This window comes from Promicromonospora sp. NPDC057488 (assembly GCF_042802395.1).
Lineage (GTDB): Bacteria > Actinomycetota > Actinomycetes > Actinomycetales > Cellulomonadaceae > Promicromonospora.
Map to the genome: position 1 here is coordinate 1 of NZ_JBHVEG010000175.1, position 13,232 is coordinate 13,232.

The window sequence follows — 13,232 nt, forward strand, 5'->3', positions numbered from 1 at the left end:
CCCCCGGGGAAGGGGGACGGGCGCTTCGCCGTACGGTGCTGCGAGGAGTCAGCGCGCGCGGTGCGACTGCGCGAACTGGCCGACGCTCGGCTGGAGCTCCTGCTGCACGTTCTCGAACCGCTGACCCTGCTCGCTGTGCGCCTTGAGCCGGTTCTCGAACTCGGCCTGCGTGCGCAGCTCGTCCTCGGTGGGCCACAGGCCGATGCCGAGGATGAGCAGGAACGTCACGACGCTCACCGCCATGACGAGCGGCACGAGCAGCTGCATGGTCGAGGCACCCGTGGGAACGGTGTCGACCGGGTTGACCACGGACACGCCCGCCATGCCCGTGTAGTGCATGCCCGTCACCGCGATGCCCATGACCAGCGTGGCCACGATGGTGGCGAGCGTGCCGCGGATGTGGACGGTGCACCACAGCGCCGCGGTCGCCGCGACGATCGCGATGACGATCGAGGCGATGACGTAGACCGGGTTGTAGGCGATCTGGGCGGACATCTCCATCGCCTCCATGCCCATGTAGTGCATGGCGGCGACGCCCGCACCGGCCAGCGCCCCGCCGACCAGCATGGCGGGCAGCTTGCGCTTGCCGAGCTCCGTGATGAACAGGCCCGCCCCGACGACGACGATCGCGATGGCGGCACTGAGGAGGGTCTCAGGGATGTTGTAGCGGATTGTCACGCCCGAGGCGGAGAAGCCGAGCATGGCGACGAAGTGCATCACCCAGATCCCGGTACCGCCCAGCGCGATGGCACCGAAGATGAGCCACGCCGCGCGGGCGCCGCCCGCAGCCGCTCGGGCTCGGGACGTGCAGGCGAGGCCAGTCGCTGCGCCGGTGCACGAGATCGCGAACGCCAGGATGGGCGTCACGATCCCGAAGGTGAAGTGGTCGATCAATGGCATCTTGTTGAACAGCCCCTCAAAATGGTTCCCTCTGTTGCGGAAACGTTACAGAGCCCCCGTGCACCGGACAATAGGCAGAACTCCCCGTCCAAGGGGTATTGCGGACGTGATCAACCTGGTCAGATGCGCTCGACGAGGTAGTCCACGCACTCGGTGAGCGCGGCTACATCGTCGGGCTCGACGGCAGGAAACATGCCGACGCGGAGCTGGTTCCGCCCGAGCTTGCGATAGGCGAACACGTCCTGGACGCCGTTGGCGCGTAGCTCGGAGAGTACCCGTCCGGCGTCGATCTCGTCGGCCAGGTCTATGGTGCCGACCACCGTGGACCGCTCCTCGGGGCGTGCCACGAACGGCGTCGCCCACGAGCGCTTCTCTGCCCAGCCGTAGAGGATCTCGGCCGACGTCGCGCACCGCTCCGTCGACCACTTGAGGCCGCCCTGCGCGAGGAGCCACTCCACCTGGTCGGCCAGGAGCAGGAGCGTCGCCACGGCGGGCGTGTTCAGCGTCTGGTCCAGGCGCGAGTTGGAGATCGCCGTCGTCAGCGACAGGAACTCCGGCACCCAGCGGCCCGAGGCCTCGATCCGGGCCGCCCGCTCGACGGCGGCGGGGGACAGTACGGCGAGCCACAGGCCGCCGTCGGCCGCGAACGCCTTCTGCGGGGAGAAGTAGTAGGCGTCGGTCTGGCGCAGGTCGACCGGCAGCGCCCCGGCCCCGGACGTCGCGTCCGTGAGCACGATCGCGCCGTCCGGCCCGGACGGGCGCAGCACCGGGGCCATCGCGCCCGTCGAGGTCTCGTTGTGCGGCGTGGCGTAGGTGTCGACGTCGTCGGCCGGTTCGAGGTAGGCCACTGCGCCCGGCTCCGCGGTGATCACCTGGGAGGGCTCGAGGAACGGGGCGCGCGACGTGGCCGTGGCGAACTTGCCGCCGAACTCGCCGAAGGACGCGTGCTGCGCCTTGCGCTCCACGAGGCAGAGGGTGGCCACGTCCCAGAAGGCGGTGGCGCCGCCGTTGCCGAGCGCCACCTCGTAGCCGTCGGGCGCGCCGAGCAGCTCCGTGACACCCTCACGGATGCGGCGAACCAGGTCCTTCACCGGTGCCTTCCGGTGCGATGTACCGAGCACGTGGGCGTTCGCCACGAGATGATCTACCTGTCCCGGGCGCACCTTGGAAGGGCCTGAGCCGAAACGGCCGTCGGTGGGCAGCAGGTGTGTCGGGATTGTCAGTGGCACAGAACTAGACTAGAACCTGGGCCGACGCCCGGGGCGCCGAGCCCAGGGGCGACTGGACGGCTGCGCGCATGACGGGAGCTGACGTGACGGATCTGATCGACACCACCGAGATGTACCTGAAGACGATCTACGAGCTCGACGAGGAGGGCATCACCCCCCTGCGCGCGCGCATCGCGGAGCGTCTGGGGCATTCCGGACCGACGGTGTCGCAGACGGTCGCGCGCATGGAGCGCGACGGGCTCGTGATCGTGACCGGTGACCGCCACCTGGAGCTCACGGAGCTCGGGCACGACAAGGCGATGCGCGTGATGCGCAAGCACCGCCTGGCGGAGCGTCTGCTGACCGACGTGATCAAGCTCGACTGGGAGCACGTGCACGTCGAGGCCTGCCGCTGGGAGCACGTGATGAGCGACCTGGTGGAGAAGCGGCTCGTGGGCCTGCTCGACCACCCGCACCACGACCCGTACGGCAACCCGATCCCCGGCCTGTCGGAACTGGGCGAGGCCTACACGGACGTGCCGTTCCTGGCCGGCGTGATCTCGCTGCCCTCGGCGTTCGAGGCCGCGGCGAAGAAGGGCGTGAAGGGCGAGCCGCTCGCGGCGTCGCTGACCCGCATCGCGGAGCCCTTGCAGACGGACGTGGAGCTGCTGGCCCGCCTGTCCGACGCCGGCCTCGTGCCCGGGTCGCGGATCACGGCGGAGCTCAGCGACGGTACGTACACGGTGACGGTCGACGGCGCCGGTACGGCGCTCGAGCTGGGCGAGGACCTGGCCCGGCACCTCTTCGTCGCGACGGCCTGATCCGGCCGCCCCGGTTCGGGGCGACAGGGGTGCGAAATGGTCGCTTTTGTCGGAAAGGTGTCACCCTGTGTCGGACACGCCATGACATTCGTTGCCGGAACGTGACATCGGGGGTGACGTCGGGTACGTTCGGACCGCTCCCGCGGAGTTTATTCCGAGGGAGTCTCCGGACGGACGCCGAACTCTGTCACCGGCCGGGGCCCCAAGACGACCGCATGACAGAGGCGGGGGACCCACCATCGGGCGCCAGGGTGCGTCCTAGGGGTGAAGCCGGGTAATCCTTCGGGAGCGCACGGCCGGGTGATTTCTCCCACCCGAACCCGACAGCTGACCTCGAAGGCGTACAAGGAGAGGTTCTACGTGACCGCACGTACCACCCGCGCACGCCATCGTGCTGCGCGTCGCCCTGTGACTCCGCTCACCGAGCTCGCCCAGAACGCCGCCGTCGGTCGCCGTACCGCGGTCGCCGCCGCAGGTGGCGCGCTTCTGGTCTCGACGTTCGGTGGCGCGATGGCAGCGCAGGCCGCTCCGCTGGAGACCGGCCCCGCCAAGATGAACTCCGTGGACCTCAACGCGCTGACGTCCCAGGCCCGTGAGTCCCTGTCCAACGCTCCCGTCGTGACCGTCGCGCCCGACGCCGAGCTCAGCGTCGAGAAGTCCGCCGTCTCGGTGGTCTCCGCTGCCGACAACGAGGACTACCAGGCCGAGCTCGCCGCCAAGGAGGCGGAGGAGGCCGCTGAGGCCGCCGCCGCCGAGGCTGCCGAGGCCGCTGCCACCGCCGTCTCGACCGCCTCGTCGTCCGTCGACATCCCGGCGTCGGCGATCGGCAACTCCGTGATCTCCATCGCCAGCCGGTACATCGGCGTCCCGTACGTCTCCGGTGGCGGCAGCCCGAGCGGTTTCGACTGCTCGGGCTTTACTTCTTACGTCTACGGCCAGCTCGGCATCTCGCTGCCGCACTCGTCCTCGGCGCAGTCCGGCTACGGCACGCAGGTGCCGGCGTCGGAGGCCCAGGCGGGCGACCTGATGTGGACCCCCGGGCACGTCTCGATCTACGCCGGTGGCAACACCATGATCGACGCGTCCAAGCCGGGCACCGTGGTCGACTTCCGCACCATCTGGCAGTCGAACCCGACGTTCATCCGCCTGGGCTGATCACAGCCACGTAGTACCTCGCGGAGCGCCTGTCCGGTCACGACCGGGCGGGCGCTCTGCTTTGCCATCTTTCTGCAGACTTTTTGCCTCTGGTTACCCAAGACGGCCACGCCGCCGGTAGCGTTGGAGGGCAAAGGTGCACAGCAGTAGAAAGGACTGGCGATGACACGATCCGAGGTCGTACTGGTCGGGGTGGACGGATCGGCCGCGAGTCTGCACGCGCTGGACTGGGCTACCGCCTACGCGCACCGCGTGGGCTGGGCGCTGCACATCGTGTGCAGCTACTCGTTGCCGTCGTTCACGGCCGCGTCGCTCGACGGCGGGTACGCCGCCCTCGACGACACCACCATCCAGGAGGGCGCCAAGGCGGTCCTGGTCGAGGCGGAGAACCGCGTGGCCGACGCCGGGGTACGCGCCACGACGGAGGTCGCCACCGGTGACGCCGCGGGTGTGCTCGTGGAGCTGTCCGCCGACTACGGGCTCGCCGTCGTGGGGACCCGAGGCCGGGGAGGTTTCACGGAGCGCCTGCTGGGCACGGTGTCGTCCGCGCTGCCGGCGCACGCGAAGTGCCCGGTGGTCGTGGTGCCGCTGCGGGCCGAGACCAACCGGGGCGTCTCCTGGACCCCGCCGGACATCAGCTCCGACGAGCCCGGGACCACCGCTCCAGCGGCGGAGGCCGAGACCGGCGTGGCCCCCGGGGTCGCGGAGATCCGGGAGGTGCGCCGCATCGTCGTCGGCGTGGACGGGTCGCCGCAGGCCGAGCGGGCGCTGCAGCACGCGATCGTCCAGGCCAACGCGTGGGGCGCGGAGCTGACCGCCGTCACGGGCGTGCCCGTGGGCAACGCGGGGATGCTGGCGTGGCTGCCGTCGTCGATCGACCGGGAGCAGGTGCTGGCCGACATCGGGGCCGGCATGGACGTGCTCGTCGACCGGTACGAGGCCGAGAACCCGGGACTGCGCATCCGGCGCATCGTGCTGGACGGCACGGGCGCGGAGCTGCTGACCGAGTTCTCCACGGCGTCGGACCTCGTCGTCGTCGGGTCGCGTGGTCGCGGCGGGTTCCGAGGGCTGCTGCTGGGCTCCACGAGCCAGGCGGTGCTGCACCACGCGGCCTGCCCGGTGCTCGTGGTCAACAAGCACTGCCCGGACTGACCTGGACCTCCAACGTGTCAGACCCTCAGGTCACCGGAGTGACCTGAGGGTCTGACACGTACGTGAGTGGTGCGGGCCGGTCAGGCCTGCGCGGCCTCGGCGGCCGCGAGGAGCACGCAGGTCGCGACGCCGTCCATCGCCGTGCGGACCTCGTCCAGCGGAGGCATCGACGGCGCCAGGCGCACGTTCTGGTCCTGCGGGTCGCGGCCGTACGGGTGGGTGGCGCCGGCGGGCGTCAGGGCGATGCCGGCCTCCTTCGCGAGCTGCACCACCCGGGCCGCCGTGCCCGGCGCGACGTCGAGCGACACGAAGTAGCCGCCCTTGGGCTCGGTCCACGACGCGATGCCGTAGCCGCCCAGGCGCTCGGTCAGGATCTCGACCACGGCCTCGAACTTCGGCGCCAGGATGGCGCGGTGCTTGCGCATGTGGTCGCGCACGCCGTCGGCCGAGCCGAAGAACAGCGCGTGCCGCAGGTGGTTCAGCTTGTCCGGGCCGATGGAGGCGACCGACAGGTGCTTCTTGAACCAGGCGATGTTCGCCGCCGAGCTGCCCAGGAACGAGACGCCCGCGCCCGCGAACGTGATCTTGGACGTGGAGGCGAACAGCAGCACGCGGTCCGGGTGACCGGCCTCCGCGGCCAGCGCGATCGCGTTCGGGCTGGTCACCTCGTCGTCGGTCAGGTGGTGCACCGCGTACGCGTTGTCCCACAGGATGCGGAAGTCCGGCGCGGCGGCGGGCATGGAGACCAGCGCGCGGGCGACGTCGGCGCTGATGACCGCGCCGTCCGGGTTGGAGTACGTGGGTACGACCCACATGCCCTTGATCGTGGGGTCGGCCGCGACGAGCGCCGCGACGGCCTCGGCGTCCGGGCCGTCCGCCGTCATCGGCACCGGGATCATCTCGATGCCGAACGCCTCGCAGATCGTGAAGTGCCGGTCGTAGCCCGGCACCGGGCAGATCCAGCGCACCTTCTCCTCGCGCGCCCACGGCTTGGGCGAGTCGGGGAAGCCGAACAGCTCGGCGAACGCGACGACGTCGTGCATGGTCGTGAGCGACGCGTTGCCGCCCGCGAGGAGCTGCTCCACGGGCACGTCGAGCAGCTCGGCGAAGATGCGGCGGATCGTGATGCCGCCGTCCAGCCCGCCGTAGTTGCGCGCGTCCGTGCCGGTCTCGTCGGTGTGCACGCCCACGCCGGGCAGGGCCAGCATCGGCTCGGCGAGATCGAGCTGCTCGGCGGACGGCTTGCCGCGCGTCAGATCCAGCTTCAGGCCCTTGGCCTGGAGCTCGGCGTAGGCCTGCTGGAGCTGTGCGAGGTCCGGGAGCATGGCGGTGGTGTGGGACGACGTCGTAGTGGTCACCCCCGGGAGAATACGCTCAGCCGGCGGCCGGTGACAGCCTGGACCGGCGGCGCTTGCGCGGCGGGGTGACTTCCGCGTCTGGGATGTCTGACGTGTCCGCGGATGAGGGAGTTGTGCTGTCGGCCTCGTCGGCGTGCTTCTCGGTCGGCGCCTCGTCGGCGGGCTTCTCGCTCGCCGGTGCCTCGTCGCCAGGCGCCGCCTCGGCGGCACCTTCCTCGGCGACGGCTTCCTCAGCAACGGGGTCCTCGGTGACGGCTTCCTCGGTGACGGCTTCCTCGGCGACCCCCGCGCCGTCCGACCCGTCGTCGTCCGGGTCCTCGCCGGCGCCGCCGCCCGGGCCGCCGTCCCGCAGCGCCACCAGGGACTCCTCCAGGATGTCGAGCGCCATCTCCAGCTCGGGCTGCACGATCGACAGCGGCGGCGACAGGCGGATGGTCGAGGCGTGCGTGTCCTTGGCGAGCACCCCCCGCTCCAGCAAGGCCTCGCACAGGTCGCGGCCGGTGCCGAGCTTCGGGTCCACGTCGACGCCGGCCCAGAGCCCGACGCAGCGGGCGCCGGTCAGCAGGCCCTGGTCCACGAGCGCGCCGAGCCGCTCCTCGAGCACCTTGCCCGACGCCGCGGCGCGGGCCTGGTACTGCCCTGTCGAGAGCAGGTCGAGCGCGGCGACGCCGACCGCGCACGCCAGCGGGTTGCCGCCGAACGTGGAGCCGTGGGTGCCCGGCGTCAGGACGCCGAGGATCTCGGGCTTGCCGACGACGGCCGAGACCGGCACGATCCCGCCGCCGAGCGCCTTGCCCAGACAGACCAGGTCCGGCTGCACGTCCCAGAGCTCGCAGGCCAGGGTGGTGCCGGTGCGCCCGAGGCCCGACTGGATCTCGTCGGCGACCAGGGCGATGTTCTTCTCGGTGGTGAGGGCGCGCAGGCCGGGCCAGAAGTCGTCCGGCGGAACCACCACGCCGGCCTCGCCCTGGACGGGCTCCATGAGCACGGCCACGGTGGTGTCGTCGACGGCGTCGGCCACCGCCTGCAGGTCACCGAACGGCACCCGCACGAAGCCGGGGGCGAACGGACCGAACCCGTCGCGCGCGACCGGGTCGTCCGACAGCCCGACGAGGGTGGTGGTACGGCCGTGGAAGTTGCCCCCGGCGATGACGATCGTCGCCTGGTCCTCGGGCACGCCGCGCACGTCGTAGCCCCACTTGCGGACCGCCTTGATCGCGGTCTCCACGGCCTCGGCGCCGGTGTTCATCGGCACCACGAGGCTGTCCTCGCCGCCGGTCGTCAGCGGGCCCACGACCTCGACGAGCCGCTGGGCGAACTCCTCGAGCCGGTCGTGGTCGAACGCACGGGACGTGAGGGTGACCTGGCGCAGCTGCGTCATCGCAGCCGCGACCAGCCCTTGGTGCAGGTGCCCGAAGTTCAGGGCCGAGTACCCCGACAGGAAGTCGAGGAACTCGTTGCCGTCGGTGTCCCATACGTGTGTACCGTGCGCCCGCGCGATCGTGACCGGCAGGGGATGGTACGTCGGGGCGAGTGCGCCGTGCGTCGTGTCCGCCATGACCCGCAGCCTAGGTCGGGTCCCGGAATCCTGCCTCGCCGCCCGCATATATCGGCGGCTCGGCGCCGGGAACGACCTACTTCTGCTCGATGACGCGCGGGAACCGGTCCGGCGGCGGGCCGAACGCGGCGCGGGACTGCGCGATCACGGTGTGGCCGAGCGCGCGGGCGCCGACGAGGCCGACCACGGCGCCGATGCCGAACGGCAGGATGCGGCCGAGCAGCAGGCTGCCCTGCTTGGCGATCTGCTTCTTGATGAACTGGTGGGTCAGCGCCTTGTTGACCCGCTGGAGCGTGCCGCGCGGCATGCTCGTGAGCAGCACCTTGCCCCACGCGACACCGGACCCGCCGATGGCGTCCTCGACGTCCTTCGCGCCCTTGTCACCGAGCACGGTGGCGAGCAGGAGCGCCCGCCGGCGCGGGACGTCCTGCACGTCGATCCCGTGCACGTCCGCGATGGCGAGCGAGAACGCCGCGGACGACGCGAAGAACGTCGCCACGTCGCTCGTCGACAGCGCGACGCTCGCCGCGGTGCCGACCGCAGGGATCGCCGCGGCCGCGCCCACCGCGCTGCCCGTGGTCTGGATGACCCGCAGGTACTCCTTCTCCAGGAGCCGGATGATCTCCGCCGGCGAGGCGTCGGGGTTCCGCGCGCGCACCTTGTCCACATGCTTGTGGATGGTGGCCGAGGGGATGGTCACGGCCCGGTCGACCAGGTGGTCGAGGGGGCCGTCGGGCTTGTAGTTGACCCAGTCCGCTCGCGTGACGTGCAGCGACCCGTCGGACTTCACGAGCGAGTCGCCCGGGGTGGCCTTGCCGTTGGACTCGGCTGCGGTCAGCTTCTTGTCGTCGGTCATGGTCAGCCCTCCGGCTGGTTGAACTGCGCGTCCGGGATCCGGGCGCCCGCCTCGAGCGTGCGCCCGACGGTGCAGGCCTTGTCGATCGACCGCTGGGCGATCGTCAGGAGCTTGGCCCGGTCCTCGTCGTCGAGGGCGGACAGGTCGATCTCGAACTTCTCGGTGAGCACCGGGTACCGGTCCTCCGCCATGTCCTTGGGGTCCTCGACACGGATGGTCGTCTTGTAGTCGTCACCCAGGCGACGCGCGAAGGCGCGGTCGCTGCTCATCCCGGCGCAGGCGGCGAGCGCGACCTTCAGCAGCTCGCCCGGCGTGAACACCGCACCGGCGCTGACCGGCCCGATCTCGACGCGCGCGCCGCGGGCCGAGAAGCCCGTGTACGTGCGCGTGCCGTTGCGCTCCACCCACAGCGGGTCCGTGGGCGAGGGGGTCACGGCGTCCTCGGTGGGCGTGGCTCCCGGGGTGGTGGTCTGCTCCGTCATGAGGGTGATCCTTCCACTGCTCACCGACACGGTCACGTAGCTGGGCGCTTCGGGTCCCGGTCGGTCGGCCTAGTGCTCAACGCGAACTGCCTCCGCGACGTTCCCGTTCGCCGCGCAGAGCGGCCCGTACGCTGCGACGATCTCACCCATGGCGCAGAACGTGAGCGGCGAGCAGGGGGCGACCGGGGCGACGTCGGGCGGAGGGAGAGCCGCGTGGCGGCCGGACTGGAAGGACATCGGCCTGCGTCTGCTCGGCGTGGCCGGCGTGATCCTCGCCGTCTGGCTGGTCTACCTGTTCCTCGACGCGTTCCTGCCCCGCTGGTGGGCCCAGGTGATCGGGAACGCGGTGGACGGTTCGTTCGCCGCGGGCGCCTGGTGGGGGCTCATGGTGGGCGCGGTGTTCACGCTGGTCCCGGTGCTGTTCCTGGCGCAGGCCGTGCTGACCGGGCGGTCCTGGCAGGTGCGCAGCGGATACCTCGCGGCGGCGGTGGTGTTCGCGGTGCCCAACCTGCTGACGCTCGGGATCGTGCTGGGCACCTCGGCGGCGGCGCACGCCGGCGAGCGGATCCTCGACGTCGACGGCCCCGCGTTCCGCGGCGGGTCGGCGTGGGGCGCGGGGGTCGGCGGCGTCGTGGCGCTCGTGATCGTGACGATGGGCGTGCTCTACCGCCGTCGCGGGGCCCGGCTCAAGGAGCTCCGGGCCGACCGGTCCTGACCCGTGGCGCTGCCAGGATCCACGGGAGCCGCGGACGTAGGCTTGCCCCCATGACCGAGATCGACACCCCGTACGAGGACCTGCTCCGCGACGTGCTCGCCACCGGGACCCGCAAGGGCGACCGCACCGGTACGGGTACGCGCAGCGTGTTCGGGCGGCAGATCCGGTACGACCTCGCCAAGGGGTTCCCCTTGATCACCACCAAGCGCGTGCACCTCAAGTCGGTCGTGTACGAGCTGCTGTGGTTCCTGCGCGGCGACTCCAACGTGCGCTGGCTGCAGGAGCGTGGCGTGAAGATCTGGGACGACTGGGCCGACGAGTCCGGCGAGCTGGGCCCGGTCTACGGGGTCCAGTGGCGCTCCTGGCCCACGCCCGACGGCGGGCACGTGGACCAGATCGCCAAGGTCGTCGAGCAGATCCGCACCAACCCCGACTCACGGCGGCACATCGTGACGGCGTGGAACCCGGCCGAGGTGGACGACATGGCGCTCCCGCCGTGCCACGCCCTGTTCCAGTTCTACGTGGCCGACGGCAAGCTGAGCTGCCAGCTCTACCAGCGCTCCGCCGACCTGTTCCTCGGCGTGCCGTTCAACATCGCGTCCTACGCGCTGCTGACGCACATGGTCGCGGCGCAGGCCGGGCTCGAGGTCGGCGAGTTCGTCTGGACCGGCGGCGACGTGCACATCTACGACAACCACGTGGAGCAGGTCGAGACGCAGCTCGCGCGCGACCCGTACCCGTACCCGTCGTTGCGGCTCGCCCCGCGCGACTCGATCTTCGACTACGAGTTCGAGGACGTCGAGGTGCTGGGGTACGTCTCGCACCCCACCATCAAGGCCCCGATCGCCGTCTGATGATCGGGCTCATCTGGGGGCAGGCACGCGACGCCGCAGGCCGGCCCGTGATCGGCGCCGGCGGCGACATCCCGTGGCACGTGCCCGAGGACTTCGCGCACTTCAAGCGCACCACGGCGGGACACCCCGTGGTGATGGGCCGGCTCACCTGGGAGTCGCTGCCGCGGCGTCCCCTGCCGGGGCGCACCAACATCGTCATCTCCTCGCGCGGCCCCTACGGCGTACCCGACGCCGACGGCGACGTCGTGCCGGCCGGGACCCTGGGTGAGGCGCTCACGGTCGCTGCCGACGCCCCGGGCGGCGACGAGATCTGGGTGATGGGCGGGGCGCAGATCTACAACGCCGCGCTGCCCGTCGCGGACGTGCTCGAGGTGAGCGAGATCAACACCGAGGTCGAGGGCGACGTGTACGCCCCGGAGATCGGCCCGGAGTGGGCGGTCGCCTCCGCGACGGAGTGGACGACGTCGTCCTCCGGGCTGCGGTTCCGGCACCTGACCTACCGCCGCGCGGCGTAGCGCCGCGCGGCGACAGGGTCAGACCAGGTCGCGGACCGCCGCGTACTGCTCCCGCACGACCGGCTTCGGGTCGGCCTCCAGGGTCGTCGCGATCGTCGTCGACCAGGCGGGTGCGGCGACGTCGTCCGCGCCGCCCGCGGCCGACGCCGCGGCGAGCGTCCACGCGGCCTGGCGTGCGGCGCCGTCGGCCACGTACTCGCCCGGCTCGGGAATGCCGATCGGGAGGCCGAAGACCTGCGGGGCGATCTGCTGCACGGCCGGGGACTGCGCGGCCCCGCCGATCAGCATCACGCGTTCCACCGAGACGCCCTGCGCCCGTAGTGCGTCGAGGCCGTCCGCGAGCCCGCACAGCATGCCCTCGATGTAGGCGCGCGCCAGGTGGGAGCGGGTCGAGGTGGCCAGGCGGATCCCGTGCAGCGTGCCGGTGGCGTCGGGCCGGTTGGGGGTGCGCTCGCCCTCCAGGTACGGCACGAGCACCAGGCCGTCGGAGCCGGGCGGGGCCTGCAGCGCCAGCTCGGCGAGCTCGTCGAAGTCGACGTCGAGCACCTCGCGGGCGGCGTCCAGCACCCGCGCCGCGTTGAGCGTGACGGCGAGCATCAGGGCGTTGCCGGTCGCGTCGGCGAAGCCGTTGATCGCGCCGGAACCGTCCGCGGTGCGCTTGGGGGCGACGGCGGACACCACGCCCGAGGTGCCGATCGAGATGGCGATGTCGCCCGGCGTCATGCCGAGCCCGATGGACGCGCCGGCGTTGTCGCCCGCGCCGGGGCCGATCAGGGCCCCGCCCTCGACGGCGGCACCCGCGACGTCCGGGTGCGCGACGGCGCCGGCCTCTGCGACGCCGACCACGCGCGGCAGCACCACGTCGGTCCGGCCCAGGGCGCGTTCCAGCAGGTCAGGCCGGTACTCGCCGACGGCGGCGTCGTAGTACCCGGTGCCCGAGGCATCCGAGCGGTCGGTGAACAGCTTGTCGAGCTGCGGGCCCAGGGGAGCGGTCGGGTCGCCCGCGGGGCCGTAGCCCGCGATGCGCCACGACAGCCAGTCGTGGGGGAGCGCGACGGCGGCGACACGCGCCGCGTTCTCGGGCTCGTTGTCGTGCAGCCAGCGCAGCTTGGTGACGGTCAGGGACGCGACGAGCACGGAGCCGACGGCGTCGGCCCAGGCCTGGGCGCCCGCGGTGCGGTCGCCGTCGCCGAGCTCGCTGATCAGGGCCTCGGCCGACGGCGCGGAGCGGGTGTCGTTCCAGAGCAGCGCCGGGCGCACGACGTTGCCGTCGGCGTCGAGGGTGACCATGCCGTGCTGCTGGCCGCCCACCGAGATCGCGGCGACGTCGGACAGGCCGCCCGCGGCGGCAGCGGCCTCCTGGAAGGCGTCCCACCAGTGCCGCGGGTCCACCTCCGTGCCGTCCGGGTGCTTGGCGGAACCGGTGCGGACCAGCGCGCCGGTCTCGGCGTCGCGCACGACGATCTTGCAGGACTGCGTGGACGTGTCCACGCCGGCGACGAGGGGCATCGGTGCTCCAGGAGGTGGTTCGTGAGGGGGAGAGGCGACTGACACGCTACCGCGCGGTGAGCGCGTGCCGGACGGGCGTAACGCGCCGCTGGTCGGGCCGGACGTGCCGCTGGTCGAGCTTGTCGAGACCTGGTGAGGTCTCGACAAGC

General features: G+C 71.8%; 13 protein-coding genes and 1 riboswitch. Of the genes, 6 read left to right on the top strand and 7 right to left on the bottom strand.

Annotated elements, in window-relative coordinates; translation table 11 throughout:
- Window positions 1–48: 48 nt before the first annotated feature.
- Together ACFU5G_RS24840 and serC are read right to left on the bottom strand one after the other, a co-directional pair.
- Complete coding sequence (locus ACFU5G_RS24840) at window positions 49–900, bottom strand: MHYT domain-containing protein (RefSeq protein ID WP_051109588.1); 852 nt, start codon at window positions 898–900, stop codon at window positions 49–51.
- A 119-nt stretch (window positions 901–1,019) separates the two neighbouring features.
- Entirely contained in the window at window positions 1,020–2,129 is a 1,110-nt protein-coding gene (serC, locus tag ACFU5G_RS24845; protein ID WP_377250812.1) for a phosphoserine transaminase, read from the bottom strand.
- 83 nt (window positions 2,130–2,212) lie between these two features.
- Between serC and ACFU5G_RS24850 the strand changes: the two genes are divergently transcribed.
- The 3 genes from ACFU5G_RS24850 to ACFU5G_RS24860 all read left to right on the top strand — a co-directional run bounded on the left by ACFU5G_RS24850 (window position 2,213) and on the right by ACFU5G_RS24860 (window position 5,236).
- On the top strand, window positions 2,213–2,929 hold the full coding sequence (locus tag ACFU5G_RS24850) for a metal-dependent transcriptional regulator (RefSeq protein ID WP_036964626.1): 717 nt from the start codon (window positions 2,213–2,215) through the stop codon (window positions 2,927–2,929).
- Window positions 2,930–3,094: 165 nt separating this feature from the next.
- Window positions 3,095–3,287: riboswitch (cyclic di-AMP (ydaO/yuaA leader) on the top strand.
- Between the two features lie 50 nt (window positions 3,288–3,337).
- A complete protein-coding gene (locus tag ACFU5G_RS24855) occupies window positions 3,338–4,084 on the top strand; it encodes a C40 family peptidase (RefSeq protein ID WP_377250815.1) in 747 nt (248 codons plus the stop codon).
- Between the two features lie 162 nt (window positions 4,085–4,246).
- Complete coding sequence (locus ACFU5G_RS24860; RefSeq protein ID WP_377250818.1) at window positions 4,247–5,236, top strand: universal stress protein; 990 nt, start codon at window positions 4,247–4,249, stop codon at window positions 5,234–5,236.
- Window positions 5,237–5,316: 80 nt separating this feature from the next.
- Here ACFU5G_RS24860 and ACFU5G_RS24865 read toward each other — a convergent pair whose 3' ends face one another.
- From ACFU5G_RS24865 to ACFU5G_RS24880, 4 genes are all read right to left on the bottom strand, one after another.
- The gene (locus ACFU5G_RS24865) at window positions 5,317–6,561 is read right to left on the bottom strand and encodes an aminotransferase class I/II-fold pyridoxal phosphate-dependent enzyme (RefSeq protein ID WP_377250841.1); all 1,245 of its coding nucleotides are present in this window, start codon (window positions 6,559–6,561) and stop codon (window positions 5,317–5,319) included.
- Between the two features lie 49 nt (window positions 6,562–6,610).
- Window positions 6,611–8,152, bottom strand: coding sequence for an ornithine--oxo-acid transaminase (rocD, locus tag ACFU5G_RS24870; protein WP_377250821.1), 1,542 nt, complete (start codon window positions 8,150–8,152; stop codon window positions 6,611–6,613).
- Window positions 8,153–8,228: 76 nt separating this feature from the next.
- Window positions 8,229–9,008 (bottom strand): hypothetical protein, encoded by a 780-nt coding sequence (locus tag ACFU5G_RS24875; protein ID WP_377250824.1) that lies wholly within the window; start codon window positions 9,006–9,008, stop codon window positions 8,229–8,231.
- A gap of 2 nt (window positions 9,009–9,010) precedes the next feature.
- A complete protein-coding gene (locus ACFU5G_RS24880) occupies window positions 9,011–9,490 on the bottom strand; it encodes an OsmC family protein (protein WP_377250827.1) in 480 nt (159 codons plus the stop codon).
- Window positions 9,491–9,638: 148 nt separating this feature from the next.
- On the opposite strand from ACFU5G_RS24880, the gene ACFU5G_RS24885 reads away from it, so the two are divergent.
- From ACFU5G_RS24885 to ACFU5G_RS24895, 3 genes are read left to right on the top strand one after another with little or no spacing between them, the layout of a single operon-like run.
- Complete coding sequence (locus ACFU5G_RS24885) at window positions 9,639–10,205, top strand: hypothetical protein (protein ID WP_377250830.1); 567 nt, start codon at window positions 9,639–9,641, stop codon at window positions 10,203–10,205.
- Between the two features lie 50 nt (window positions 10,206–10,255).
- Window positions 10,256–11,059, top strand: a complete 804-nt coding sequence (locus ACFU5G_RS24890; protein WP_377250833.1) for a thymidylate synthase — start codon at window positions 10,256–10,258, stop codon at window positions 11,057–11,059.
- Window positions 11,059–11,574 carry a dihydrofolate reductase gene (locus ACFU5G_RS24895; RefSeq protein ID WP_377250835.1) on the top strand — a complete coding sequence of 172 codons (516 nt, stop codon included), beginning with the start codon at window positions 11,059–11,061 and terminating at the stop codon, window positions 11,572–11,574. Before ACFU5G_RS24890 ends, ACFU5G_RS24895 begins: the two co-directional genes overlap by 1 nt.
- A gap of 18 nt (window positions 11,575–11,592) precedes the next feature.
- On the opposite strand, the gene xylB is transcribed toward ACFU5G_RS24895, so the two are convergent.
- Entirely contained in the window at window positions 11,593–13,083 is a 1,491-nt protein-coding gene (xylB, locus tag ACFU5G_RS24900) for a xylulokinase (protein ID WP_377250838.1), read from the bottom strand.
- Between the last annotated feature and the right edge of the window lie 149 nt (window positions 13,084–13,232).

What these genes read in the sequence shown, in the direction of transcription:
- ACFU5G_RS24840 (WP_051109588.1), bottom strand. Translation starts at nt 900, where the DNA reads ATGCCATTGATCGACCACTTCACCTTCGGGATCGTGACGCCCATCCTG.
- ACFU5G_RS24860 (WP_377250818.1), top strand. Translation starts at nt 4,247, where the DNA reads ATGACACGATCCGAGGTCGTACTGGTCGGGGTGGACGGATCGGCCGCG.
- ACFU5G_RS24865 (WP_377250841.1), bottom strand. Translation starts at nt 6,561, where the DNA reads ATGCTCCCGGACCTCGCACAGCTCCAGCAGGCCTACGCCGAGCTCCAG.
- rocD (WP_377250821.1), bottom strand. Translation starts at nt 8,152, where the DNA reads ATGGCGGACACGACGCACGGCGCACTCGCCCCGACGTACCATCCCCTG.
- ACFU5G_RS24875 (WP_377250824.1), bottom strand. Translation starts at nt 9,008, where the DNA reads ATGACCGACGACAAGAAGCTGACCGCAGCCGAGTCCAACGGCAAGGCC.
- ACFU5G_RS24880 (WP_377250827.1), bottom strand. Translation starts at nt 9,490, where the DNA reads ATGACGGAGCAGACCACCACCCCGGGAGCCACGCCCACCGAGGACGCC.
- ACFU5G_RS24885 (WP_377250830.1), top strand. Translation starts at nt 9,639, where the DNA reads ATGGCGCAGAACGTGAGCGGCGAGCAGGGGGCGACCGGGGCGACGTCG.
- ACFU5G_RS24890 (WP_377250833.1), top strand. Translation starts at nt 10,256, where the DNA reads ATGACCGAGATCGACACCCCGTACGAGGACCTGCTCCGCGACGTGCTC.
- ACFU5G_RS24895 (WP_377250835.1), top strand. Translation starts at nt 11,059, where the DNA reads ATGATCGGGCTCATCTGGGGGCAGGCACGCGACGCCGCAGGCCGGCCC.
- xylB (WP_377250838.1), bottom strand. Translation starts at nt 13,083, where the DNA reads ATGCCCCTCGTCGCCGGCGTGGACACGTCCACGCAGTCCTGCAAGATC.